Origin of the sequence: Bradyrhizobium sp. SZCCHNRI2009, from assembly GCF_032485115.1 — a bacterium.
Classification (GTDB): domain Bacteria; phylum Pseudomonadota; class Alphaproteobacteria; order Rhizobiales; family Xanthobacteraceae; genus Bradyrhizobium.
In genome coordinates, this window is the sequence record NZ_JAUEUH010000001.1 from 386,549 (window position 1) to 410,989 (window position 24,441).

Sequence of the window (24,441 nt, forward strand, 5' to 3'; positions counted from 1 at the left end):
GTCGGACCTTCCGACAGCCGCGCGTAGGGCGGATTGCGGACTGAATTGCTTCGGTCACGCCGCGCAACGTGATCCTCGCCTCAGCCGACCACACACGGCACGTTCGCAAACCCGCGAAACCGCACCCGGCCGCCGCGCACTGGCTCGCCCTCGAGCTGATAGTTCGGAAACCGCGCCAAGAACCGCCCAATTGCCACGGCGCCCTCCAGCCTTGCCAGCGCCATCCCTGCGCATTGATGGGCGCCGGTGCCGAAGGCGAGGTGGCGGTTGGCGAGGCGGGTGATGTCGAAGCGTTCGGGATCGTCGAACTGGGCGGGATCGCGGTTGGCGGCGCCGATGCACAGGGTGACGGAGGTGCCGGGTTCGAGCCTGACCCCGCCGAGTTCGACCGCTTCCGTGGTCATGCGGTTGCCGAGCTGGTTGGAGCTCTCGTAGCGCAGGATCTCTTCGACCGCGGTACGGATCAGGTTGGGGGCCTCGATCAGCCTCCTGCGCTCGGCCGGATGCTGGCCCAGCAGCACGAGGCCGTTGCCGATCAGATTGGTGGTGGTCTCGTGGCCGGCATTGAGGAGGAAGATGCAGTTGTGCAAGAGCTCCGTCTCGCTCAGCCGCTCGCCGTCGGCCTCGCCCTGGATCAGCCGGGTCAGCACGTCGCGCTCGGGATTGCCGGGAGCCGCGCGCCGCCGCGCGACCAGGTCTTTGAGATAGGTCAGCATGTCGCCGACCGCCTGGTTGCCACGGGCGAATTGCTCGGCCGACAGCACCGGCTCGAGCGCGCCGAGGATGGCGAGCGACCAGTCGCGCAAGGGGGCGCGCTCCTCGTGCGGCACGCCGAGCAGATTGCCGATCACCTCGATCGGGATCGCCGCGGCGAAATCCTCGATCAGCTCAAAGCGGTCCTTGGCGGCGATCCGGTCCAGCAGTCCGTCGACCAGCGCGATCAGCGCCGGCTCCATCTCGGCGATCGCGCGCGGCGACAGCGCGCCCATGATCAGGCGGCGCACCCGCGTGTGCGCCGGAGGATCGTTGAAGACGAGGCTCGTCGTGTGATGCTCGTACAGCAGCGAGTTGCCGTATTTGGGCGCGAACTCGCGCTTCTTGTCCGACGAGAACGTCCTGGTTGCCTTGTAGGCGGTGACCAGATCGTCGTAGCGGGTGAGGAAGTAGGAGCCGTTGCGCATGCGCTTGACCGGGGTGTGCCGGCGCAGCGCGCGATAGGTCGGGTAGGGATCGGCGTAGAACTCCGGCGTCAGGCTCTCGAGATCGAACTGGCTGGCGAGCGCTGCGTCGTCGGTCATGTCTGGTCCTCCCGGCCGATTCTTGTTTTTGTCCCGGCGACCGTCGCACGGCGAGCGGCGGAAGAAAATGTGCCCGCCGCGGTGGTCCCCGCGCGGCCTTGCGTCCACCGATGGAGCGGTGCCCCAGATCCGCCGCTTTGAGAGGTATAGAATTGCCTTTGGCGCCGGTGAAATCCCGCCTGCAATTTCAGGGACTTGGCCGCCGACCCTGCTGCGCCGCGGCATCTTTCTTGACATAGATCAAGTGAGTATTTACTCACGGCCGATGTCCACTTTGCGCATGACAAGCGATCTCCGGAGGCAGCTGATCCTCGGTGCAGCCAAGCGCTGCTTCGCGCGTCATGGCTATGCCGGCACCACGACCAAGAGCGTGGCGGCCGCGGCGGCGATCTCGGAAGCGCTGCTGTTCAAACATTTCCCCTCCAAGGCGGCGCTCTATGCGGAGATCCTCACCGAGGAGTGCGAGACCGATCCGGATTTCGAGGTGCTGCTCAGCCAGGAACCTTCGACCGCGACGTTGGTCATGCTGATGGCCGGGATGGTCCGGCATTTCCTCGGCATTGCCGACGGCCCCAATGAGGAAGAAGAGCAGCGGCTGCGGCTGATGGCGTCGAGCCATCTCGACGATGGCGAGTTCGCAAGGCTGCTGTATACGAAGATCGATGATCTGATCGGCGCCAAGTTCGTTAACTCTCTGGACAGCGCCGTTGCCTCCGGTGACGCCGTGCGATTGGCGGCCGCGCCGCGCGATCTGTTCTGGTTCGCGCATCACACGGTCTTGATGGCGGCATTGACGCGGCTTCCATCCATTCCCTGTGTGCCGTATGGAACTGCGGCGAGCCTGGAGCGCCAGCTCAGCGAATTCATCCTGCGCGGCATCGGACTGACCGACGCCGCCATTGCGTGCTACCTCGATCACGAATTGTCGCAACCTCCGGCCCGGCCGGCGACGGCAGAAAGTGCATGACATGAACATTGCGACGGAACCCAAGCTCTCAGGAAAGCCGGTCCACGGCAAGCCGCGCAAGCGCACCCGCCCGGTGCTGTGGTTCATCGTGGTTGGCGGCCTGCTCGTGGCGCTGGTCGGCGGTCTCGTATGGTTCAACATGTTCCGCGACAAGATGATCGCGCAGTTCTTCGCCAACATGAAGCCGCCGCCGCTCAACGTCAGCGTCGCGACGGCGAGTTCGGAGACGGTGCCGAACCTGTTGACCGCAGTCGGCGATCTCGCCGCCGTGCATCAGGTCAACGTGACCTCGGACGTCAGCGGCCGCATCACCGACATCATGTTCACGCCGGGCTCCACGGTGAAGCAGGGCGCGCCGCTGGTGCAGCTCTATGACGCGCCGGATCAGGGCGATCTCGCCAACTACAAGGCCCAGGTGACTGTGGCGCAATTGTCGCTTGATCGCGCCAAGCAGCTGGCGTCGCGCCAGTTCGGGCCGCAGGCGACCGTCGACCAGGCCCAGGCCGCCTACGACCAAGCCCAGGCCGGCATCGCCAAGACCGAGGCGCTGATCGCGCAGAAGCTGGTGCGCGCGCCGTTCGACGGCGATCTCGGCGTCCGCAAGGTCGAGGTTGGCCAGTATCTCAGCGCCGGCACGCAGATCGTGTCGCTGACCGATCTGTCGGAGCTGTGGGTGAATTTCACCGTGACGGAGAAGGACAGCGGCCAGCTCAAGGTCGGCCAGACCGTCCGCATCGGCGTCGATGCCTATCCGGGCCGGACCTTCGAAGGCAAGATCACCACGATTGAGCCGCAGATCGCGACCGACACGCGCAACATCCGCGTGCAGGCGACGATCGCCAATCCGGAGCGCATCCTGAAGCCGGGCATGTTCGCCACCGCCACCGTGGTGCTGCCGGAGAAGCCGCCGGTGCTGACGGTGCCGGAGACCGCGGTCGACTACACGCTCTATGGCGACTCGGTGTTCGTGATCAACGAGAAGAAGACCGACGACGGCAAGACCGCGCTGACGGCCGACCGCATCTATGTGCAGACCGGCGACCGCATCAACGGCCGCGCGGTGATCCTCAAGGGCCTCAAGGAAGGCGATCGCGTCGTCGCCGTCGGCCAGCTCAAGATCCAGTCCGGCGCCGCGGTCGCGATCTCCACCGATCCGCTGCCGCCGGTCCCGGCGAAGCCGCCGCGCTACTGAGCGACCTCTGATCCAATGCTGGGCCGCCCTGAGGCGGCCCGCCCGGACCTCATCTGACTTCTGCTGACGGGATTGCCGCGATGCGTTTCACCGATATCTTCATCAAGCGCCCGGTGCTGTCGGTCGTGGTCAGTCTGCTCATTCTGCTGCTCGGCCTGCGCGCCGCCTTCGTGCTGCCGATCCGGCAATATCCGAAGCTGTCCAACACCGTCGTCAACGTGACGACCGTCTATCCCGGCGCCTCCGCCGACCTGATGCAGGGCTTCATCACCACGCCCTTGGAGCAGGCGGTCGCATCCGCCGAGGGCGTCGACTACATCACCTCGTCCTCGGTGCAGGGCACCAGCACGATCCAGGTGTTCATCAAGCTCAATTTCGATCCGAACCAGGCGCTCACCGAGGTGCTCGCCAAGGTGAACTCGGTCCGCTACCTCATTCCGAAGGAATCCAACGATCCCATCGTCACCAAGACGACGGGACAGACGACCTCGGTGATGTATCTCGGCTTCTCCAGCGAGGAGCTGTCGGGCTCGGCGATATCAGACTATCTGACGCGCGTGGTGCAGCCGGTGCTGTCGACCGTCGATGGTGTCGCCGCGGCGAACATCCTGGGCGGGCAGACCTTTGCGATGCGGATCTGGCTCAATCCGGAGAAGATGGCCGGCCGCAACGTGTCGCCGACGGACGTCGCGGCGGCCATCGCCGCCAACAACTTCCAGTCCGCGGCCGGACAGGCGAAGGGCTATTTCATCGTCTCCAACGTCACGACCAACACCGGCCTCACCGACGTCAACCAGTTCAAGCGGATGATCGTCAAGGCCAAGGACGGCGGCTTCGTCCGCATGGAGGACATCGCCACCGTCGAGCTCGCCGCGCAGAGCACCGACGCCAGCGTCGCCTTCAACGGCGAGCGCGCCATCTTCATCGGCGTCGACGCGACGCCGCAGGGCAATCCGCTCAACATCGTCAAGGGCGTGCGCGCGCTGTTCCCGGACCTCGAGCGCAATTTGCCGCCGTCGATGAAGATGAAGGTGGCCTACGATTCCACCAAGTTCATCCAGTCGTCGATCGACGAGGTCGAGCACACGCTCGGCGAGGCCGTGCTGATCGTCATCGTGGTCATCTTCCTGTTCCTGGCGTCGCTGCGCTCGGTCATCATTCCCGTCGTGACCATCCCGCTGTCGCTGATCGGCGTCTGCACGATGATGCTGGCGCTCGGCTTTTCCATCAACCTGCTGACCCTGCTCGCCATGGTGCTGGCGATCGGCCTTGTCGTCGACGACGCCATCGTGGTGGTGGAGAACATCCATCGCCATCTGGAGGAGGGCAAAGCGCCCGTGCAGGCCGCATTGCAGGGCGCCCGCGAGATCGTCGGTCCCGTCGTCTCGATGACGATCACGCTGGCTGCGGTGTATGCCCCGATCGGCTTCCTCGGCGGTCTCACCGGCTCGCTGTTCCGCGAATTCGCGTTCACGCTCGCCGGCTCGGTCATCGTCTCCGGCGTCATCGCGCTGACCCTGTCGCCGATGATGTGCTCGGTGCTGCTGCGCAGCGCCGAGGAGGGCCGCTTCGCGCGGCTCGTCAACCGGGTGTTCGGCGCGATGACGCGCTGGTACGGCCGCCAGCTCGACCGCTCGCTCGACTACCGGCCGGTGACGGCGCTGTTCGCGCTGACGATCCTCGGCCTCGTCGGCTTCCTCTACATGCACACCTCGAAGGAGCTGGCGCCGGAGGAGGATCAGGGCATCGTGTTCTCGATCACCAAGGCACCGAAATACGCCAACATCGACTACATCAACTTCTACACCGACAAGGTCGACAAGGCGTTCCAGAAGTTCCCCGAGACCGACCTTCGCTTCGTTCTGAACGGCATCCTCGGCCCGCAGGGCGGCTTTGCCGGCATGCTGCTCAAGCCCTGGGACGAGCGCACGCGCTCCTCGATCAAGCTGAAGCCGCTGGTGCAGGCGGAGCTGTCCAAGATCGAGGGCATCAACGCCTTCGCCTTCAACCTGCCGGCGCTGCCGGGCGGCCCCGGCGGCCTGCCGGTGCAGATGGTGATCAGCTCGACCAGCGGCTTCCAGGCGGTCTATGAGCAGATGGCCAAGCTGAAGGACGCCGCCCGCAAGAGCGGCATGTTCATCGTCTCCGACAGCGACCTCGAGTTCAATCAGCCGGTGGTCAAGGTCTGGATCAATCGCAGCAAGGCGAGCGATCTCGGCATCACCATGCAGTCGATCGGCAACACGCTGGCCGTACTGCTCGGCGGCAACTACATCAACCGCTTCAACCTCGAGGGCCGCTCCTATCAGGTGATTCCGCAGGTGCCGCGCGACAAGCGGATCTCGCCGGAATCTCTGTCCGGCTACTATGTCGCGACCTCGGCCGGCCAGCAGGTGCCGCTGTCGACCGTCGTCAACATCGAGACCGCGACCGACCCGAACTCGCTGACGCATTTCAACCAGCTCAACTCGGCGACCTTCTCCGCCGTGCCGATGCCGGGCGTCACTGTCGGGCAGGCGGTCGACTTCCTGGAGAAGCAGGCCAAGAACCTGCCGTCCGGCTTCAGCCACGACTATCTCGCCGACGCCCGTCAATACGTCCAGGAGGGCAATCAGCTCGCCATCACCTTCGGCTTCGCGTTGGTCATCATCTTCCTGGTGCTGGCGGCGCAGTTCGAGAGCCTGCGCGATCCGCTGGTGATCATGATCAGCGTGCCCATGGCGATCGTCGGCGCGCTGATCCCGCTGTTCTTCGGGCTGGCGACCATGAACATCTACACCCAGGTCGGCCTGCTGACGCTGGTCGGCCTGATCACCAAGCACGGCATCCTGATGGTGGAGTTCGCCAACGAGCTGCAGCTCAACGAGGGGATGGACCGCCGCACCGCCATCGAGACGTCCGCGCGCATCCGCCTGCGGCCGATCCTGATGACCACGGCGGCGATGGTCACCGGCCTGATCCCGCTCTTGACCGCGACCGGCGCCGGCGCCGCCAGCCGCTTCTCGATCGGCCTCGTCGTCGTCGCCGGCATGTCGATCGGCACCTTGTTCACACTGTTCGTGCTGCCGGCCGTCTACACCGTCATCGCCACCAACCACCAGGCCGCCGCCAAGTCGCTGCGCGCCCGGCAGATCGCCCAGTTCGACGCCGAGACCGACCACGCGCTGAAGGCGACGTGAGCGGGCAGTTTCTTTGGGGGGCTGAAGATCAACGGCGGCTGCTCCTGGCAGTCGCCGTTTTTGTCGGGCCGTCTCTTTCTCCCCTTACTGTCGTCACGGCCGGCGGCGCCCGCCGCGGCGCTCAGCACAGCGGCCTCTTAAAGAACAGATGGTCGAGCAGGATCAGCAGAGCGGCGATGCCGATGATGATGAAAAACGCGAAGGCGTAATGCAAGGACCGATGGAAGTGCGCGCGATAGGCGCGGGAATATTCGTCGGCAGTCACACGGCGGAGCGTGAACCAGCCGCGCCATTCCGGTGCATGGCTCGCCATCAAGACCCGCTCGCGAAACGCCAGCGCCCAGATTACGACGCCAGCCCCCATGTCGACGATCGTCAGCAATCGCAGGAGATCCTCAGCCATTCGAGCTAGCATGGAGAGGCCTCGCTCACTCGTCCTGCTGCGGATCGAGCGCGTCGCGCAGGCCGTCGCCCAGCAGGTTGAGCGACAGCACGACCAGGAAGATCGCAAGCCCCGGCCAGATCGCCATCCACGGTGCATTGGTGAGGAAGCGCTGGGCGGCGTTGAGCATGCTGCCCCAGGACGGGGCCGGCGGCTGCTGGCCCAGGCCTAGGAATGACAGCGCGGCCTCGGCGATGATGGCGGCGGCGACCGACAGCGTCGCCTGCACCAGCAGCGCCGGCATGATGTTCGGCAGGATGTGCCTGACCGCGATCTGCAGGTCGGTATCGCCGACGCTGCGGGCGGCCTCGACATATTCCTCGACCTTGACGCTCATCACCTCGCCGCGGGTCAGCCGGACGAAGATCGGCGTCGCCGAGATGCCGATCGCGATCATGGCATTGCCGAGGCTCGGCCCCAGGAACGCCGCCAGCGCGATCGCCAGGATCAGGAATGGGCAGGCCAGCATCGCGTCGGTGATGCGGCTGATCAGGGCATCGAGGAAGCCGCCGCGGTAGCCTGCGATCATGCCGATCGGGACGCCGATCGCCAGCGCGATGGCGACCGAGATCGCTCCGGCCAGCAGCGAGGCCCGCGCGCCGTAGATCACGCGGGCCAGCACGTCGCGGCCGAGATCATCGGTGCCGAGCCAATGCGCCGCCGACGGCGCCTTGCGCACCAGCGCCCAGCTCGTCTTGATGGGATCGTAGGGCGCCACCACCGGCGCGAGCACGGCGAGCAGGATGAAGGCCGTGATCAGGCAGAACCCGACCATGGCGCCTTTGCGCTTCACCAGTCGGCGCAAGGTGCGCTGCATCGGCCGCTCGAGCGGAGCGAGGGCGCGTGCCCCGTGCGGAGCTGACAGCGTCGTCTCGGCCATCTCAGCTCCTCAGCCGCGGATTGACGAGGACATAGGCGAGATCGGCGATCAGGTTCAGCATGATGTAGACGGTGGCGGTGACCAGCACGACGCCCTGCACGACGGCGTAGTCGCGATTGAACACGGCATCGACGATCAGCTTGCCGAAGCCGGGGATCGAGAAGATCTGCTCGGTCAGCACGGCGCCGGACAACAGCGTCCCGAGCTCGAGCGCGCCCAGCGTGATCACCGGCGTCAGGGCATTGCGCAGCGCGTGGCGCAGGATGACCTGGCGTTCGGAGATGCCCTTGGCGCGCGCGGTGCGGATGTAGTCGCTGCCCAGCACCTGCAGCATCGCGCTGCGGGTGTGGCGCATCAGGATCGCGGCGATGGCGTTGCCGAGCACGAAGGCCGGCATGATGGTGGCGGCGAGGCTGGCCCGCCAGTCCTCGGCGGGCGAGACGTAACCGGAGGCGGGGAGCCAGCCGAGCTGGATCGAGAACAGGAAGATCAGCATGATGCCGAGCCAGAAGTTCGGCGTCGAGATGCCCCACAGCGCAAACAGGTTGGCGGCATAGTCCCAGGCCGTCCCGCGCTTCACGGCGGAAACGATGCCGGCGGGAATGCCGATCAGGAACGCGATCACGATCGCCATCGAGGCGAGCTGCAGGGTTACGGGCAGCTTCTGCAGGATGAGGTCGCGCACCGGCATCTTGATGCGCAGCGACTCGCCGAAATCGCCCGAGAGCACGCCCTTGATCCAGTAGCCGTACTGAACCGGAAGCGGCTGGTCGAGCCGATACTGTTTGCGGATCTGCTCGATCACCGCCGGATCGCGCTCCTCGCCGGCCATCACCAGCGCGGGATCGCCGGGCAGGAGCTGTTGCAGCGAGAAGATGAGGATGGAGACAAAGATCAGCGTCGGGATGATCTGGGCGATGCGGCGGGCGAGGAACGTCAGCATGATCTGCGTCCCTCGCGGCAGTCACCCGGCGCGTCATCGGAAACCGGTCGTGCTCCCAGCGTTCCCTCCCCCACAAGGGGCGAGGGAGCGCAGCGCGCGCGAGGCGTCGCGGTCGCGTCCCAACGAAGGGGGGCCAAGTGACTGCTCACTTCAGCTTCAGGCCGATCACGCGCACCAGGCCGTCCGGCATCTGCTTGTAGCCCTCGAGCTTCTTGGTGTGCGCGATCAGGATGCGTCGGTGGTAGAGGTAGAGAATCGGCTCGTCCTCGATCTCGAGCTTGGTCAGCTTCTCGTAAAGCGCCTTGCGCTGGGCCATGTCGGTCACCAGCCGTGCGTCGCTGAGCGCCTTGTCGGCCTCGGCGTTGGCCCAGACGCTGTAGTTCTGCGGCGCGTTGCTGTGCAGGAACACGTAGCTGTTGCCGTCGGGATCGATCCGGCCGCTCCATGACAACATGAACGCCTGATAGTCGCCGGCCTCGGCCTGCTTCAACGAGGTCGCAAACTCCGTCACTCGGATCTTCATGTCGAAGCCGGCCTCGGCGGCCATCGACTGTACGACCTGGGCGGCCGCCTCGGTCTCGGCGCCCTTCGGTACCATGAAGTCGACCGCGACAGGCGTCGTCACGCCGGCCTCTTTCAGCAGCGCCTTTGCCTTCTCGACATCGCGGGCACGCACCGGGAAGGCCTTCTGATAATAGGGATGCGAGGGATTGACCCACTGGTTGCCCGGCATGAATTCGCCGTTGAAGACCACCTGGTTGAGCGCCTCGCGGTCGATCGCGAGATCGAGCGCCTGGCGCACCTTCGCGAACTGGCTGAGTGGGCCCTTGGCCTTGTCCTTGCCGATGTTGAGCGTGATGCCCTGATAGCCGAGCTCGATCGCGGTCGACAGGGCAAGCCTGGAATCGGCGCGCACGTCCTTGATGTCGGTGGCGAGCACGCGCTCGATCAGGTCGAGGGCTCCGGACTTCAGGTTCGCCAGCCGCACCGTGGCGTCGACGATCGGCTGGTAGACGATCCTGTCGATGAAGACGTTGTCCTTGTTCCAGTAGTCGGCGAACTTCTCGAACACGATGCGGTCCTGCTGGACGCGCTCGACGAACTTGTACGGACCGGCGCAGACCGGATGCAGGCCGAACTTGTCGCCGGCCTCTTTCGCGGCCTTCGGCGACACCATCATGCCGGCGCGGTCGGTGAGCTGGGCGATCAGCGGCGAGAACGGCGCTTTCAACACCAGCTTGATCGTCAGGGGATCGACGACGTCGACATGATCGAGCGACGCCAGCTCGGGCTTGCGGAACGAGCCGGGGAAGGTGAGGTGGCGGTCGAGCGAGAATTTGGCGGCCTCGGCGTCGAACGGCTCGCCGTCATGAAACTTCACGCCGGGCCGGAGCTTGATGGTGACCTCCTTGCCGTCGGCGGAGGTCTGCTGCGACAGCGCGAGCTGCGGCACGATGTTGAGCTTGTCGTCGATGTCGAACAGCTTGTCGCAGGCCGCGGCGAAGACGATGCGGCCGACATAGGTGCGGGCCATGGTCGGATCGAGAACATCGGGGTCCTCGGCAAGGCCGATGCGCAAGGTGGTCTGCGCCTGTGCGACCGGCCCCCAAGAGGCCACGACAACGGCCGCAACCGCGGCCACGCACCAGTTCCTCATCATCCGATTTCCCTCACGAAGATGCAGCCTGCATTGTTGCACTATCCATACCAACCCCGGTCACGCGCCGTCCTTCCGGCTCGGTCATGTCTGGTTCGCGAGCGCAGCGGCGATGCCGGCATCAATCGTGGCGCGATCCGTAATCCCTGCCGGATTGTCGCGCGTCGGCATGAACTGCCGGAACACCGCCCAATGCTTGCGGCTGACGCCCTCCAGGCGTGCGAGCTCGGCGAGCGGATCGGCGTGATCGTCGACACGCAGATCGAGCTCGGACCACTCCTCCTTGCCGTGGACCAGGAGGGCGGCCGACTGTTTGCCGCGCTTGTCACCGCCGGCCGCCTCACCGGCCTTCATGGCCGCGATCAGACGCTCCGCGAAGGGCAGGGCGTGGCTGGCGATAAACGCGTTCGCGGTTTCGTTCAGCACCTGCGGGCCGGCCAGCATGTTGCCGGCAATCGAAAAGCCACGGCCTTCGAGATGGCCGCACCAGTCGATGCAGTCGCGGCCGGTGTGGGCGGCAGTCTGGCCGTTGTGATCGAGGATGTGGAGCTGGCGGCTCTCGCGGCCGGGATCGGCAGATGTCAGCAGTTGCACGATCTCGCGCGGATGCCGGCCGTCGCGCAGCAGCGTGACGCCGTCGATGCCGTAATAGGGATTGACCAGCGCCTGTGTGGCGATGCCGCCGTGGCCGGCGACGATGAAGGGCACGCGCGCGCCGACGGCGAAGAAGCGGGTGGCGACGGCGATGCCGATCCGGCCGGTGAGATCGTCCTTGGCAATGATCGACCAGGTCATCGGCGTCTCGCTGTCATCGTCCGGCGGCGTAGCCCTGCATGCCCCGTGGATTGGCCGCGGCGCGGCGGCGGCGGCCGACGCGTGATGCGGCCGTGAGCCGGCCTTCCGACCAGTCCGGCCCGACCTCGACGACATGGCCGCGACGGCGCAACTCCTCGACGGTCGCCTTGGGCACGCGGCCCTCGACCACGAGCACGCCGGGGCGCGCGGTGCGCGGCCAGAACGAGATCGGGAAATGCTCGGAGTGCCACGCCGGCGCGTCGATCGACTCTTGCAGGTTCATGCCGGCATGGACGTGGCGCAGGAAGAACTGCGTGTTCCACTGGTCCTGCTGGTCGCCGCCGGGCGAACCCCAGGCCACATAAGGCTCGCCGTCGCGCAGCGCCATGGTCGGCGACAGCGTGGTGCGCGGACGCTTGCCCGGCACCAGCGCGGCCGGATGATCCTCCTCCAGCCAGAACATCTGCGCGCGCGTCCCCAGGCAGAATCCGAGTTCGGGAATGACGGGCGAGGATTGCAGCCAGCCGCCGGAGGGCGTCGCCGAGATCATGTTGCCGTCCCGGTCGATGATGTCGAAATGCACGGTGTCGCCGCGCACCTCGCCGAAGCGGCCGACGGTCGGCTCGCCCGAGCCCATTGCGCCGACGGCCTCGCGGCGGCCTTGGGCCTCGCGCAGCTTCACCTTGGCGCCGTAGCCGTCGAGCGTGCCGGGACGCAGCTCGAGCGAGGCCTTTTCGGTGATCAGCTTGCGGCGCTCGTCGTTGTAGGCATCCGACAGCAGCGTCTCGATCGGGATGTCGGCGAAAGCAGGATCGCCGTAGAACGCCTCGCGATCGGCGAAGGCGAGCTTCGCGGCTTCGATCTGCCAATGAATGAAATCGGGGCCGGTCGGATCGAGGCCGTCGAGCGCAAAGCCCTTGAGCAGCGCGAGCTGCTGCAGCAGCACCGGGCCCTGGCTCCAGACGTCGGCCTTGCACACGGTGTAGCGGCCGTAGTCGTAGGTCAGCGGCGCCTCGATGGTCGGCTGCCAGCGCGCCATGTCGTCGGCTGTCAGCACGCCCTTGTGGCGCGAACCCGAGACGTCCATCACTTCCTGCGTCCGGCAGAAGCGGTCGATGGCCTCGGCGACGAAGCCCTGCGACCAGGCCTTGCGCGCGCGCTCGATCTGCGCGTCGCGATCAGCACCCGCGCTTTCGCCTTCACTGAGGATGCGTGCGTAGGTTTCCGCGAGCTGTGGATTGGTGAACAGCGTGCCCGGCCTCGGCACCTCGCCATTGGGCAGATAGAGCGCGGCCGAGGTCGGCCAATGCGTCTTGAACAGCTGCTCCACGGTCTGGATCGTCGCCGAGATGCGCTCGACAAGCGGATAGCCGTCGCGCGCGTAGGAAATCGCCGGCTCCAGCACGTCGCGCAGCCTCATCGTGCCGTAGTCGCGCAGCAGCAGCATCCAGGACTCGAACGTGCCGGGCACGCAGGCCGCGAGCAGGCCGGTGCCGGGCACCATGTCGAGGCCTTCGTTCCTGTAGTGCGCGATGGTGGCGCCTGATGGCGCCGGGCCCTGGCCGCAGATCACCTCGGTGCGCCCGCGCCTGACGTCGTGCAGGATGATCGGCACGTCGCCGCCAGGACCGTTCAAATGCGGCTCCACCACCTGCAGGGTGAAGGCCGCCGCGACGCCGGCATCGAAGGCGTTGCCGCCGCGCTCCAGCATCGCCATACCCACCGCGGTGGCGAGCCAGTGCGTGGAGGTGACGACGCCGAAGGTGCCGTCGATCTCGGGGCGGGTCGTGAAGGGATCGGGGTTGATGAAGCTCATGTGACTTTCATTCTGATGATCGGTCCGTCCGCACCACGACTCGTTGCCTCATGCAGGAACGGCCGCGCTCGCCGGCTGGTTCACCGCATGGCAGGCCACGCCGCCGATGAGTTCGGGCGACTGCTGCCGACAGAGATCGAATGCAAGGGGACAGCGTGGGTTGAAGGTGCAGCCCGAGGGCGGATTGATCGGGTTCGGGATCTCGCCTTTGACCGGAATGCGCTGGCGGCCGGACATCGACAGGTCCGGCACTGCGCCGAGCAGCATCTTGGTGTAGGGCATGCGCGGGTCGCTGAACAGCGTGCGGCCATCGGCGATCTCGACGATGCGGCCGAGATACATCACGCCGATGCGGCTCGCCATGTGGCGGACGACTGCGAGATTGTGGCTGATGAACAGATAGGTCAGGCCGAACTTGTCCTGCAAATCGCGCATCAGATTGAGGATCTGCGCCTGCACGGAGACGTCGAGCGCCGAGGTCGGCTCGTCGCAGACGATGAACTCGGCCTCGGAGGCGAGCGCGCGCGCGATGGCGATGCGCTGACGCTGCCCGCCAGAGAATTCGTGCGGGAATTTCTGGCCGTCGTCGGGATGCAGGCCGACCAGCGTCAGCAACTCGCCGACGCGGTCCTTGATCTGGCGCTCACCCTCGATGATGTCAAAGGCGCGGATCGGCTCGGCGATGATGCTATCGACGCGGAAGCGCGGATTGAGGCTCGCGTAAGGATCCTGGAACACCATCTGGATGCGGCGGCGCAGCTTGCGCCGCACCTGGGCCTGGCGCGCTTCGCTCATCGACACGCCGTCGATGATGACCTCGCCCGACGTCGGCGCCAGCAGCCCGACCACCATGCGCGCGACCGTGGTCTTGCCAGAACCGGATTCGCCGACCAGCGCGAAGGTCTCGCCCTTCCTGATGCCGAAGCTGACGCCGTCGACCGCCTTCAGGAACTCCTGCGGCTGACGCTCGATCACGCGGTTGAGCCAGGGTTTCGAGACGTCGAAGACCCGGCGCAGGTTCTTGACCTCGACGAAATCAGTCATGCCGCGGTCTCCGTCGCGCGATCGTACAGATGACAGGCGACGGCCTGCGTGCCCTGGCGCAGCGGCTCCGGCCGGTCGACGCGGCAGCGGTCGAAGGCGAAGCTGCAGCGCGGATTGAACGAGCAGCCGGGCGGGATCGCGGACAGTCGCGGCATCGAGCCTGGGATCTGCACCAGCCGCTTCTCCTCGCCCGCGAGCGTCGGGATCGCGCCCATCAGCCCCTTGGCGTAGGGGTGCAGCGGGTTATTGATCACCTCCTGCACCGGGCCGATCTCGGCGACGCGGCCGGCATACATCACGGCGACGCGGTCGCAGGTCTCGGCGATCACGCCCATGTCGTGGGTCACCAGCATCACGGCGGTGCCGTGGTCGCGGCCGAGCCGCTTGATCAGCGAGATGATTTGCGCCTGCACGGAGACGTCCAGCGCGGTGGTCGGCTCGTCTGCGATGATCAGCTCCGGCTCGGCGCACAGCGCCAGCGCGATCACGACACGCTGGCGCATGCCGCCGGAGAATTCGTGCGGATAGCCGTCGATGCGCTTCTCGGGCGCCGATATGCCGACCTCGGCGAGCAGGTCGATGGCTCGCTTGCGCGCCTGCTGCTCGGTGAGGTTGGTGTGGGTCCTGATGGTCTCGATGATCTGGTCGCCGACGCGATACAGCGGATTGAGCGAGGTCAGCGGATCCTGGAAGATCATGCCGATGCGCTTGCCGCGCACCTTGCGCATCTCCTCCGGCGGCAGGTTGTCGATCCGCAGGCCGGAGAGCTGGATCTCGCCGCCGGAGATGCGGCCCGGAGGATCGATCAGGCCGATCACGGCGAGGCCGGTGACGGATTTGCCGGCACCGGATTCGCCGACGACGCCGAGCACCTCGCCCTTGGCGATGTCGTAGGAGACGCCGTCGATCGCGCGCAGGGTGCCGCGCCGGGTCGCGAACTCGACCTGCAGGTTGCGCACGGACAGAACGGGGGCGGTCATGAGCTCAAGCCTCGGAAGGACGCATTCACGCGGGTCATCGCAGTTTCGGGTTGAGGGCGTCGCGCAGCCAGTCGCCGAGCAGGTTGATGGCGAGGATCAGTCCGGCCAAAGCGATGCCGGGGAAGGCAACGATCCACCATTCGCCGGCGAACAGATAGTTGTTGCCGATCCGGATCAGGGTCCCGAGCGACGGCATCGTTTCGGGCATGCCGGAGCCGAGGAACGACAAGGTCGCCTCGGTGATGATCGCCAGCGCGAGGTTGATGGTGGCGATCACCAGCACGGGACCGGTGGTGTTGGGCAGCACGTGGCGCAGCATGATGACGGGCGCGGGCAGGCCGATCAGTTGTGCCGCGGCGACGTAGTCCTTGTTCTTCTCGACCAGCACTGAGCTCCGCACCGTGCGCGCATATTGTACCCAGAAGGAGAGGCCGATCGCCAGCACGAGCACGACCAGCATGCTGAGCCAGTCCAGCCGGTTGCCGGACACCGACTTGGCGATGCCGTTGACCAGCAGCGCAATCAGGATCGGCGGAAAGGTGAGCTGGACGTCCGCGATGCGCATGATCACTGTGTCGACCCGGCCGCCGAAATAGCCGGCGATCAGGCCGAGGCCGATGCCGAGCGCGCCGGAAAAGGCGACGCCGAGAATGCCGACCAGGAGTGAGATGCGCAGGCCGTAGAGGATGGCCGAGAGCACGTCGCGGCCCTGCTCGTCGGTGCCGAGCAAGAACGGGCTCTGTCCGTCGGCGGTCCACAGCGGCGAAATCCGCGAGTTCAACAGCTGCAATTGGGCCGGGTCGAACGGGTTTTGCGGCGACAGCAGCGGCGCGAAGATCGCCAGCAGGAAGAACAGCAGCGTGATCACGGCCGCGGCGACCGTCAGCTTGGAGCGGCGGAACGAGTAGAACAGGTCGCTCGCAAGCGCACGCTTCAGCCATCCGTCGGCGGCGCGCGGCGTCTCGACGGGCGTGGGGTGGGGAAGGGCGGCGTCGCTCATGATCAGGCCGGACGGCTGATGGTCGCGCGCAGGCGCGGATCGACCACGGTGTAGAGGATATCAACCACGAGATTGATGGTGACGAAGATCAGCGACACCATCATCAGGTAGGCCGCCATGATCGGGATGTCGACATTCTGCACCGCCTGCACGAACAACAGGCCCATGCCCGGCCATTGGAACACCTGCTCGGTGATGATCGAGAACGCGATCACCGAGCCGAACTGCAGGCCGACCACGGTGATCACCGGCACCAGCGTGTTGCGCAGCGCATGGCCGAAATGAATCGCGCGCGTGGTCAGCCCACGGGCGCGGGCGAAGCGGATGTAGTCGGTGCGCAGCACCTCGAGCATCTCGGCGCGAACCAGTCGCATGATCAAGGTCATCTGGAACAGGCCGAGCGTGATCGAGGGCATGATGAGCGCCTTCCAGCCGGAGACGGTGAACAGGCCCGATGTCCACCAGCCGAACCTGACGGTGTCGCCGCGGCCGAACGACGGCAGCCAGCCCAGCGTGACCGAGAACAGGTAGATCAGGAGGATGCCGATCAGGAAGGTCGGCAGGGAGATGCCGATCAGCGACAGCATCTGGAACAGCTTGGCGAGCAGGGAGTCGCGGTGCAGCGCCGAGAACACGCCCATCAGGATGCCGCAGAACAGCGCCAGGATCGTCGCGCAGACCGCGAGCTCCAGGGTGGCGGGCATGCGCTCCTTGAGCAGATCGGAGACCGGCTGCCGGAACTGATAGGAGACGCCGAACTTGAACTGCGCCGCGTCGAACAGATAGCGACCGAACTGCACGATGAAGGGATCGTCGAGCCCGAGCGACTGGCGGATGCTGGCCCGTTCCGCGGCCGACGCGTCGATCGGCACGATCTGGCTCACCGGGTCTCCGGCGAAGCGGAACATGGCGAACGCGATGATTCCGACGGCGATCATGACGCCGATGGCCTGAATTGCTCGGCGAAGCGCGAAGGCGAGCATCTGATCCTTTCAGGTCCTTCGAGATGCGGCGGCGCGTAGCATCTGCCGCAGGAAATGAAAAGTCCCGAAAAGCAGTTCTGCTTTCCGGGACTTGTCGTTGCGTCTGGACTACTCGGTCTTGGTGGCGAGGAACAGCAGCACGGCGTTGTCGGCGCGCAGCGGAATCTTCACCTTCTTCGAGACGCCCCAGGCCACCGCCTGCTGATGCAGCGGGATGTAGCCGTAATCCTTGATGCCGATCTCGAAGGCCTGCTTGATCAGTTGATTGCGCTTGGCGGTATCGGTCTCGACCAGGACCTTGTCGGTCAGGGCGTCGAACTCCTTGTTGCAGTAATTGCCGAGATTGGCCTCGCCCCGGGTCGGGTCCTTGGCATCGTCACGGCAGCCCATGATGTCGTGCATCACGTTGTGCGCGTCCATCGAGGAGGGCGTCCAGCCGAGCAGGAAGAACGAGGTGTTGTAGCCGCCGGGCTTCAGCACCTTGGCGAAATACTGCGCCTTGGGCTGGGCGTTCAGGTTCACCTTGACCCCGATGCGGGCGAGCATGCCGACCACGGCCTGGCAGATCGCGGCGTCGTTGACGTAGCGGTCGTTCGGGCAATCCATGCCGACCTCGAAGCCGTCGGGATAGCCGGCCTCGGTCAGCAGCTTCTTGGCGGCGTCCGGATCATATTTCGGCCGGGTGAAGTCCTTCGACAGCGCATAGAGCTGCGGAGCGATCATCAGCGCCGACGGGGTCGACAGGCCGCGCATGACGCGGGTCTTGATCAGCTCGACGTCGATCGCCTTGTAGAAGGCCTCGCGGACGCGGATGTCCTTGAACGGGTTCTTGCCCTTGACGTTGGAGTACAAGAGCTCGTCGCGCGTCTCGTCCATGCCAAGGAAGATCGTGCGCAGCTCCGGTCCCTTCAGGACCTGGGCGTTCGGGCTGGAATCGACGCGGCCGATATCCTGCACCGGGACCGGCTCGATGACGTCGACCTCGCCGGACAGCAGCGCGGCGACGCGCGTGGCGTCGGAGGCGATGGTGGTGAACACGATCTCCTTGAGATTGTGCTCGGGCTTGCCCCACCAGTTCGGATTGACCTTGAACACGGTCTTCACACCGGGCTGATGGCTCTCGATGATGAAGGGGCCGGTGCCGTTCTCATGCAGCGCGGCGTAGCTCGGCGTGGTTGCCGACACCGGCGTCGGCGCGACCGAGTTGTTGTCCTCGCACCACTTCTTGCTCATGATGTACCACGTATCCCATTGCGAGATCAGGATGGGATTGGGGGCATCGAGCTTCACGTCGACTGTGTAGTCGTCGACCTTGATGAATTTTGCGTCCGGCGGAACGTTGGAGAGGAAGTTGGAACCGGTGGCGCGGACGCGATCGGCGGAGAAGATCACGTCGTCGGCCGTGAAGGGTTCGCCATTGTGGAACTTGACGCCCTTGCGCAGATGGAAGCGCCAGCGGGTCGGCTCGGGCGTTTCCCAGCTCTCGGCCAGCGCGGGGATGATCTTCAGATCCTTGTCGCGCGCGGTCAGCCCCTCGTAGACGTGAGCATGGTGCGCAATCGTGGTCGATTCCTTGAAGGTGTAGGGATCGAGCGATTTCAGGGTGCCCTGGTTGGCATAGCGCAGGGTCTGGGCCGAAGCTGGCATGACGGCGAGGCCGAATGCGACCGCTGCCGCGATGAGCAGGGATTTGCGTCCCGACATATGTCCAAATTCTCCGCGTTTGACGCTTGGTTTTTCGGCAGGCGCGATTGTGTCCGGCCTGTTTTGCTTCGAAGTTCGTGTTGTCTGCAGCGCCTCTTGCACGAACTTCAAGAAGCAACAAGACGCCGGGCGATATGCTTGCAAGTCTGATGCCGCGCCGGAATGAACTGATCCCGTTGGCTCTGGCCTGGCGGTGCGTCGTGCGACCCGCGGCAGATCGATCCGAATATGTTGCCAGAGTTCAGCGGCGGCACACAAGTGCAGTTTGTTTAAGCCTAAACGATATGGTTATCCCCCCGCCGCCGCTGTGCGGCGCACGCGAGCGGCGGCTTCCGGGATGGGGCTGAGGGCTCGCCGGATTGACCATGTCCCGGGAATTGCGCACCTGCAGCAACGCGCCGCTTGCTAGAGGGGGGCCGGCGCGGTGATACTGGACACCCCCTGCCGCGAGTCCGGGATGGTCTTCCTGGTGAAGGGAGCCCGGCCCGGGGCTCGCGTCGGGATGGTTCGAACAGCGGAGCGGACATGAAAGTCAATATCGAGATCGATTGCACACCGCTCGAAGCGCGGCAGTTTTTCGGACTTCCCGATGTCGGTCCGATGCAGGCTGCGGTCATGGACCGGCTGCAGAACCAGATGACGAGCAACATCGACAAGCTCACGCCCGAAGCCATCATGCAGAGCTGGTTCACGTTCGATCCCCGCTTGGCCGAACGGTTTCAGGACCTGATGCTGACCATGACAGGCCTCGGCGGCAGCCGCTCGAACGACAAGAAGTCGGCCTGACGCGGCCGACGGCCGCACGGATTACGCTTGCGCGGAACTCCGAAGGGACGTGGCGTGACGTCACGGCATGGAGCAGGCTCCATGCCGGAGCCGAAGACCGGTCGAAAAAGACCGGCTGAACACTTCAGGGGAGGACGCATGACCGATCCGTCTTGGATGCCGGCGCTGCAGTTCGCGACGACCAACGGCATCCGCATGGGCTATTACGAGGCGGGCCCCGTCAGCGACCGGCCGCCGATGATCCTCTGCCACGGCTGGCCGGAGCTGGCCTTCTCCTGGCGGCATCAGATCAAGGCGCTGGCCGAGGCCGGCATCCGCGTCATCGCACCCGATCAGCGCGGCTATGGCGCGACCGACCGGCCGGAGCCGGTCGAGGCCTATGACCTCGAGCATCTCACCGCCGACCTCGTCGGCCTGCTCGATCATCTGAAGATCGACAAGGCGATCTTCGTCGGTCACGATTGGGGCGGCTTCGTCGTCTGGCAGATGCCGCTGCGATACCCCGACCGAGTCGCGGGCGTGGTCGGCATCAACACGCCGCATCTGCCGCGCGCGCCCGCCGATCCCATCGCCATCATGCGCAAGCGGTTCGGCGACATGATGTACATCGTGCAGTTCCAGGATCCCGCACGCGAGCCGGACCGCATCTTCGGCAGCCGTGTCGGGGAGACCTTCGATGCCTTCATGCGCAAGCCGCTGCCGCGCAGCGATACGCCGCCGACGGAGCCGCCGGACGGCGGGATCGCAGCCTCGCCATCGCTCAACCTGGCGTTCCCGCAGATGATCGCAGCCTATGACGCCGCCAAGGACACGCGGCAGCCGATCCTGTCGGAGGCGGAGAAGCAGGTGTTCGTCGACACCTTCACGCGCACCGGCTTCACCGGCGGCATCAATTGGTATCGCAACATGACGCGCAACTGGCAGCGCGCCGAAGGGCTCGATCAAACGGTGCGCGTGCCGTCGCTGATGATCATGGCGGAGAACGACGCCGTGCTGCCGCCCTCGGCCGCCGACGGCATGGAGAAGCTGGTGCCAGACCTGGAGAAACATCTCGTCCGCGACAGCGGCCATTGGACGCAGCAGGAGCAGCCCGCGGAGGTCAGCGCGAAGCTGATCGAATGGCGCCGGCGACGGTTCGGTTGAAGAACGGCCGAGGCAGATTGCACGTCCGAGTGAGAGGCTGCGGCCGAGCCAAACAACAACAGATGTCGTCAAGCCTGCCGACGCAGCGCGTCGGCTCTCCTAAGCCGCCTGCGGATTCGCGCCGTGCGCGTGCTCGGCGATTGCGTCGATGATCTGCGGCCACATCGGCCGCGGAGTAGCGTGACCCATGCCGTCGATCATCAGGAGCTTGGCATTCGGAATCGACTCCGCCGTGTCCTTGCCGGCGGTGGGATGGACCAGCGGGTCGACCTTGCCGTGGATCACGAGTGTCGGCGCCGTCACCAGATGCAGCCGCGGCTTGCGGCTGCCGGAGGCCAGGATCGCGCGCAACTGACGTCCGACGCCGGCGGGATTGATGCCGCGCGCGAAGCAGCGTTCGGCGAGTGCCACGTCATTTACCTCGTCCTCGGGAAATGAGCCGACGCGCAGCGCCTTCCAGGTCTTCTGGAAGCGCTTGATGTAGTCGTCCTTGGTCTTCGGCGGCGGCGCCATCAGCAGCATCGCGACCTCGCGCGTCGGCGGCGGGATGCGCGGATTGCCGGTCGTCGACATGATCGACGTCAGCGAGCGCACGCGATGCGGAAAGGAGATCGCGATCTCCTGCGCGATCATGCCGCCCATCGACGCGCCGACCAGATGCGCCGACTTGATGTCGAGCGCGTCCATCAGGCCGACCGTGTCCTTGGCCATGTCGAGCAGCTTGTAGGGCGCGGAGACGGGAATGTTGAAGAAGCGCAGCTTGATCAGCTCGAACGGGGTCAGCCGGCGGCCGCCATGCAGCTTGCTCGATTGGCCGATGTCGCGGTTGTCGAAGCGGATCACGCGGAAGCCGCGGCTTGCGAGCTGTTCGCAGAACTCGTCGTACCAGATGATCATCTGGCCGCCGAGGCCCATGATCAGCACGAGGGGAGGGGCCGCCGGGTCGCCGAAGATCTCGTAGCAGATGTCGATACCGTTGGCGCGCACAGTCTGCGGCGGCTGATGAGCAGTTGCAGTCACTTGATCCCTCGTTCAAGGCCTTGGAACCCTCTATGGCATGGTTCTGTTGGTCGAGAGAAGCAAGCTACAAGTTCTCCCGCACCGCAGCGAAGGCGTGCTATGATAAGTTGTGTTTGAGTCTTGTATTGGTCTGAAGGAGCGTGCCGATGGCGAACAAAGCTGGCGACCCGATCGCATTCTGGCAGCAGATGGTCGGAGAGATGCAGAAGAGCTTCAGCGCCTTCACGCGGCTGCGCCCGATGGGTGTGACGCCCCGTCCATCCTCCGATGGTCCCGCAACTGGTTCAGGAAACGGACAGAAGCCCATGGTTGATCTGATGGAAAACTACTTCGCCGGCATGAACGTGCCGAGCCGTGGTCAGCTCACCGCCTTGAATGAGCGGCTCGCCTCCATCGAGGGCGAACTGGCGGAGACACGGGTGTTGTTGAAGGAGCTGCTGGCTTCCGCTCAGGTGCCCGCGACGACGCCCGCCGATCTCGCTCCGCAGTTGAATGAGATCAAGAGCGTGCTGGATTCGCTTCTCTCCGCGTCCAAGGCGCCGGCGCCAGTCGTGGCGCCGCCGCGCGACGTCACGCCGGACTTGAAGGCGATCAAGGACTTGCTCAACGAGCTTCTTGCCGCGACCAAGGCTCCGCAACCGGCGGCAAAACCCGCCGTCGACGTCACGCCTCAGTTGAGCGAGATCAAAGCATTGCTCGACCAGACGCTGAACGCTGCCAAAGCACCCGATCCGTCACCGACAGTCGCGATCGAGGCAGAGTTGCGCGAGATCCGGGCCATGCTCGACACGTTGATGAAGCCGTCTCAGCCCGTCGACGCCGCGCCCAAGGCTGATGAGGCGGCTCCAAAGCCGGCCGAGCCGGCCCGGCCGGGGAAGAACCGCAACAAAAAGCACGGCGGCGCCCCTGCCGAGCACTGAGGCTCACCCGAACGTTCCGACGTGCGGCGGGTCGCTCAGCGGTTGCCAGTCTTTTCCTCCCATCCAGGATGGTGCGTTGCAACATTTATGTTGCGTCGCACCATCCAGAATGATATAGCTGAGTCACTCCGGTTTCATAAGGGACGGAGCGAGCCATAGCTCAGAAGCATTGAGGATGGAGACAGCCATGACCACCGAGACCAATACCGTGTTCGACACCGTCAAGGACGCCTTTGCACCGGTGACCGACGCGTTCAAGAATCTGCAGACGATGGAAGTGCCGGAGTCCGCGCGGGAGTTCGTCAAGAAGACCGCGTCGACCGCCAAGGAGCGCGCTGCGGAGGCCCTCGCTGGCTCCGAGAAGGTGACGTCGGCGATCGAGACCGCCGTGTTCGACGGCGTGACCGAGGCCGGCAAGATCAGCCGGAACATTCAGCAGGCGCTGTATCAGGACACCGAGGCCTTCTTCGACGGCATCGACCGGCTGGCGTCCGCCAAGTCGATCAGCGAAGCCGTTCAGATCCAGGGTGAGCTGGCCCGTGCCCGTGGCGAGGCGCTCGTCGCCCGCGCCAAGTCGACCAGCGAGTATGTCGGCAAGCTCGTCACCGAGGGTGCAAAGCTCGCCCAGGAGAACATGGCCAAGGCCTACAACAAGACCGCCTGATCGCCTCGCGCATCAGCCGATCGACCTGCAAGGCCCGCATCGTGCGGGCCTTTTCTTTTGTGACCAGGCGAAACCGGATAAAGCGGAGACATGGCGCAGCCTCTGTCCCGCATCGTCAATCAACTGAAGAGCGAGCCGTCGCGCACGGGCTCGCTGATCATCACCGTGTTCGGCGACGCCATTGTGCCGCGGGGCGGCAGCGTCTGGCTCGGCAGCTTGCTCGCCTTCTTCGAAGGGCTCGCCATCGACGGCAGCGTGGTGCGCACGGCGATGTCGCGGCTGACGGCGGAAGGCTGGTTCGAGCGCAGCAGAATGGGCCGCAACAGTTTCTATCGCCTGACCCGGCGCGGCGAGCAGACCTTCGCCGGCGCCACCCGCCACATCTACGATTCGCCGCCGGCGGAATGGAACGGCAGCTTCGAACTGCTGCTCATCGGCAGCGCCGAGGATCGCGAGCAGGCGCGGACTGCGCTGCGCGATGCGGGCTTCGGCAGCCCGCTGCCCGGTGTGTTCGTGGCCCCCTCGAGCATCGCCGTCCCTGACGCAGTGGAGGGGGCCATCCGCCTGCAGGCGTCCGCCGGCTCCGACATGGCGCGACGGCTGGTCGCCGAGAGCTGGGCGCTGGAGCGGACGGCGGAGGCGTACCGCAAGTTCAGCGCCTCCTTTGCGCCGCTCAAGGACAGCATCGCGCGCGGCGAGGTGTTGTCCGACGGGCAGGCCTTCACCGCCCGGATCCTGCTGATCCACCACTATCGACGCATCGTGCTGCGCGATCCGCTGCTGCCGGCCGAGCTGCTGCCGGGGAATTGGCCTGGACGGCAGGCCCGGGCGCTGTGCGGCGAGATTTATCGGTTGCTGCTGCCGGGTTCCGAGCGCTGGCTCGACGCGCATGCGACAAATGAGGAGGGGCCTCTGCCGGCGGCCGGAGCGGCGCTGCTGCGGCGTTTCGCCGTTGAGAATGAGGTCCGTTGATATATTACAGAATTCGATTGCACGGATGAAATCTCGTTATATATTGGCGTCAACCA

21 protein-coding genes are annotated in these 24,441 nt (G+C 65.6%); 8 read left to right on the forward strand and 13 right to left on the reverse strand.

Annotation, left to right across the window (positions count from 1 at the left end):
* Positions 1–80 precede the first annotated feature (80 nt).
* On the reverse strand, positions 81–1,298 hold the full coding sequence (locus tag QX041_RS01760; RefSeq protein ID WP_316164344.1) for a cytochrome P450: 1,218 nt from the start codon (positions 1,296–1,298) through the stop codon (positions 81–83).
* A 280-nt stretch (positions 1,299–1,578) separates the two neighbouring features.
* Here QX041_RS01760 and QX041_RS01765 point away from each other — a divergent pair, with 280 nt between their 5' ends.
* From QX041_RS01765 to QX041_RS01775, 3 genes are all read left to right on the forward strand, one after another.
* A complete protein-coding gene (locus QX041_RS01765) occupies positions 1,579–2,265 on the forward strand; it encodes a helix-turn-helix domain-containing protein (protein ID WP_315715751.1) in 687 nt (228 codons plus the stop codon).
* A 1-nt stretch (position 2,266) separates the two neighbouring features.
* Entirely contained in the window at positions 2,267–3,457 is a 1,191-nt protein-coding gene (locus QX041_RS01770) for an efflux RND transporter periplasmic adaptor subunit (RefSeq protein WP_315715752.1), read from the forward strand.
* Positions 3,458–3,537: 80 nt separating this feature from the next.
* Complete coding sequence (locus QX041_RS01775) at positions 3,538–6,636, forward strand: MexW/MexI family multidrug efflux RND transporter permease subunit (protein ID WP_315826394.1); 3,099 nt, start codon at positions 3,538–3,540, stop codon at positions 6,634–6,636.
* 121 nt (positions 6,637–6,757) lie between these two features.
* Here the strand turns inward: QX041_RS01775 and QX041_RS01780 are convergent, their stop codons facing one another.
* The 11 genes from QX041_RS01780 to QX041_RS01830 all read right to left on the reverse strand — a co-directional run bounded on the left by QX041_RS01780 (position 6,758) and on the right by QX041_RS01830 (position 18,880).
* Positions 6,758–7,018, reverse strand: coding sequence for a hypothetical protein (locus QX041_RS01780; protein WP_316164345.1), 261 nt, complete (start codon positions 7,016–7,018; stop codon positions 6,758–6,760).
* Between the two features lie 46 nt (positions 7,019–7,064).
* Complete coding sequence (locus QX041_RS01785) at positions 7,065–7,895, reverse strand: ABC transporter permease (protein ID WP_315715824.1); 831 nt, start codon at positions 7,893–7,895, stop codon at positions 7,065–7,067.
* A gap of 64 nt (positions 7,896–7,959) precedes the next feature.
* Positions 7,960–8,901, reverse strand: coding sequence for an ABC transporter permease (locus tag QX041_RS01790; RefSeq protein WP_315715755.1), 942 nt, complete (start codon positions 8,899–8,901; stop codon positions 7,960–7,962).
* A 145-nt stretch (positions 8,902–9,046) separates the two neighbouring features.
* Complete coding sequence (locus QX041_RS01795; protein ID WP_410051843.1) at positions 9,047–10,561, reverse strand: ABC transporter substrate-binding protein; 1,515 nt, start codon at positions 10,559–10,561, stop codon at positions 9,047–9,049.
* Positions 10,562–10,642: 81 nt separating this feature from the next.
* On the reverse strand, positions 10,643–11,353 hold the full coding sequence (locus QX041_RS01800) for a DUF1028 domain-containing protein (protein WP_316164346.1): 711 nt from the start codon (positions 11,351–11,353) through the stop codon (positions 10,643–10,645).
* A gap of 13 nt (positions 11,354–11,366) precedes the next feature.
* Positions 11,367–13,169 (reverse strand): gamma-glutamyltransferase family protein, encoded by a 1,803-nt coding sequence (locus QX041_RS01805; protein WP_316164347.1) that lies wholly within the window; start codon positions 13,167–13,169, stop codon positions 11,367–11,369.
* A 48-nt stretch (positions 13,170–13,217) separates the two neighbouring features.
* Positions 13,218–14,213: an oligopeptide/dipeptide ABC transporter ATP-binding protein gene (locus QX041_RS01810; protein ID WP_315715758.1), complete on the reverse strand. Its 996-nt coding sequence runs from the start codon at positions 14,211–14,213 to the stop codon at positions 13,218–13,220.
* Complete coding sequence (locus QX041_RS01815; protein WP_315715759.1) at positions 14,210–15,193, reverse strand: ABC transporter ATP-binding protein; 984 nt, start codon at positions 15,191–15,193, stop codon at positions 14,210–14,212. The genes QX041_RS01810 and QX041_RS01815 overlap by 4 nt, the downstream gene beginning before the upstream one ends.
* A 34-nt stretch (positions 15,194–15,227) precedes the next feature.
* Complete coding sequence (locus QX041_RS01820; RefSeq protein WP_315715760.1) at positions 15,228–16,193, reverse strand: ABC transporter permease; 966 nt, start codon at positions 16,191–16,193, stop codon at positions 15,228–15,230.
* A gap of 2 nt (positions 16,194–16,195) precedes the next feature.
* Positions 16,196–17,176, reverse strand: coding sequence for an ABC transporter permease (locus tag QX041_RS01825; protein ID WP_315715761.1), 981 nt, complete (start codon positions 17,174–17,176; stop codon positions 16,196–16,198).
* Between the two features lie 108 nt (positions 17,177–17,284).
* Positions 17,285–18,880, reverse strand: a complete 1,596-nt coding sequence (locus tag QX041_RS01830; RefSeq protein ID WP_315754699.1) for an ABC transporter substrate-binding protein — start codon at positions 18,878–18,880, stop codon at positions 17,285–17,287.
* A 525-nt stretch (positions 18,881–19,405) separates the two neighbouring features.
* Here QX041_RS01830 and QX041_RS01835 point away from each other — a divergent pair.
* Both QX041_RS01835 and QX041_RS01840 read left to right on the forward strand, forming a co-directional pair.
* A complete protein-coding gene (locus QX041_RS01835; protein WP_315715763.1) occupies positions 19,406–19,666 on the forward strand; it encodes a DUF6489 family protein in 261 nt (86 codons plus the stop codon).
* A 138-nt stretch (positions 19,667–19,804) separates the two neighbouring features.
* Positions 19,805–20,809, forward strand: coding sequence for an alpha/beta hydrolase (locus QX041_RS01840; RefSeq protein WP_315715764.1), 1,005 nt, complete (start codon positions 19,805–19,807; stop codon positions 20,807–20,809).
* A 99-nt stretch (positions 20,810–20,908) separates the two neighbouring features.
* Here the strand turns inward: QX041_RS01840 and QX041_RS01845 are convergent, their stop codons facing one another.
* Positions 20,909–21,829, reverse strand: coding sequence for an alpha/beta hydrolase (locus QX041_RS01845; protein ID WP_315826389.1), 921 nt, complete (start codon positions 21,827–21,829; stop codon positions 20,909–20,911).
* 146 nt (positions 21,830–21,975) lie between these two features.
* On the opposite strand from QX041_RS01845, the gene QX041_RS01850 reads away from it, so the two are divergent.
* From QX041_RS01850 to paaX, 3 genes are all read left to right on the forward strand, one after another.
* Positions 21,976–22,749 (forward strand): hypothetical protein, encoded by a 774-nt coding sequence (locus tag QX041_RS01850; RefSeq protein WP_316164348.1) that lies wholly within the window; start codon positions 21,976–21,978, stop codon positions 22,747–22,749.
* Between the two features lie 187 nt (positions 22,750–22,936).
* Positions 22,937–23,413, forward strand: a complete 477-nt coding sequence (locus QX041_RS01855) for a phasin (RefSeq protein WP_315715766.1) — start codon at positions 22,937–22,939, stop codon at positions 23,411–23,413.
* A 90-nt stretch (positions 23,414–23,503) separates the two neighbouring features.
* Positions 23,504–24,385, forward strand: coding sequence for a phenylacetic acid degradation operon negative regulatory protein PaaX (paaX, locus tag QX041_RS01860; RefSeq protein WP_315754695.1), 882 nt, complete (start codon positions 23,504–23,506; stop codon positions 24,383–24,385).
* The last annotated feature ends 56 nt before the right edge of the window (positions 24,386–24,441 follow it).

What these genes read in the sequence shown, in the direction of transcription:
- QX041_RS01760 (WP_316164344.1), bottom strand. Translation starts at nt 1,298, where the DNA reads ATGACCGACGACGCAGCGCTCGCCAGCCAGTTCGATCTCGAGAGCCTG.
- QX041_RS01765 (WP_315715751.1), top strand. Translation starts at nt 1,579, where the DNA reads ATGACAAGCGATCTCCGGAGGCAGCTGATCCTCGGTGCAGCCAAGCGC.
- QX041_RS01770 (WP_315715752.1), top strand. Translation starts at nt 2,267, where the DNA reads ATGAACATTGCGACGGAACCCAAGCTCTCAGGAAAGCCGGTCCACGGC.
- QX041_RS01775 (WP_315826394.1), top strand. Translation starts at nt 3,538, where the DNA reads ATGCGTTTCACCGATATCTTCATCAAGCGCCCGGTGCTGTCGGTCGTG.
- QX041_RS01785 (WP_315715824.1), bottom strand. Translation starts at nt 7,895, where the DNA reads ATGCAGCGCACCTTGCGCCGACTGGTGAAGCGCAAAGGCGCCATGGTC.
- QX041_RS01790 (WP_315715755.1), bottom strand. Translation starts at nt 8,901, where the DNA reads ATGCTGACGTTCCTCGCCCGCCGCATCGCCCAGATCATCCCGACGCTG.
- QX041_RS01795 (WP_410051843.1), bottom strand. Translation starts at nt 10,561, where the DNA reads ATGATGAGGAACTGGTGCGTGGCCGCGGTTGCGGCCGTTGTCGTGGCC.
- QX041_RS01800 (WP_316164346.1), bottom strand. Translation starts at nt 11,353, where the DNA reads ATGACCTGGTCGATCATTGCCAAGGACGATCTCACCGGCCGGATCGGC.
- QX041_RS01805 (WP_316164347.1), bottom strand. Translation starts at nt 13,169, where the DNA reads ATGAGCTTCATCAACCCCGATCCCTTCACGACCCGCCCCGAGATCGAC.
- QX041_RS01810 (WP_315715758.1), bottom strand. Translation starts at nt 14,213, where the DNA reads ATGACTGATTTCGTCGAGGTCAAGAACCTGCGCCGGGTCTTCGACGTC.
- QX041_RS01815 (WP_315715759.1), bottom strand. Translation starts at nt 15,193, where the DNA reads ATGACCGCCCCCGTTCTGTCCGTGCGCAACCTGCAGGTCGAGTTCGCG.
- QX041_RS01820 (WP_315715760.1), bottom strand. Translation starts at nt 16,193, where the DNA reads ATGAGCGACGCCGCCCTTCCCCACCCCACGCCCGTCGAGACGCCGCGC.
- QX041_RS01825 (WP_315715761.1), bottom strand. Translation starts at nt 17,176, where the DNA reads ATGCTCGCCTTCGCGCTTCGCCGAGCAATTCAGGCCATCGGCGTCATG.
- QX041_RS01830 (WP_315754699.1), bottom strand. Translation starts at nt 18,880, where the DNA reads ATGTCGGGACGCAAATCCCTGCTCATCGCGGCAGCGGTCGCATTCGGC.
- QX041_RS01835 (WP_315715763.1), top strand. Translation starts at nt 19,406, where the DNA reads ATGAAAGTCAATATCGAGATCGATTGCACACCGCTCGAAGCGCGGCAG.
- QX041_RS01840 (WP_315715764.1), top strand. Translation starts at nt 19,805, where the DNA reads ATGACCGATCCGTCTTGGATGCCGGCGCTGCAGTTCGCGACGACCAAC.
- QX041_RS01850 (WP_316164348.1), top strand. Translation starts at nt 21,976, where the DNA reads ATGGCGAACAAAGCTGGCGACCCGATCGCATTCTGGCAGCAGATGGTC.
- QX041_RS01855 (WP_315715766.1), top strand. Translation starts at nt 22,937, where the DNA reads ATGACCACCGAGACCAATACCGTGTTCGACACCGTCAAGGACGCCTTT.
- paaX (WP_315754695.1), top strand. Translation starts at nt 23,504, where the DNA reads ATGGCGCAGCCTCTGTCCCGCATCGTCAATCAACTGAAGAGCGAGCCG.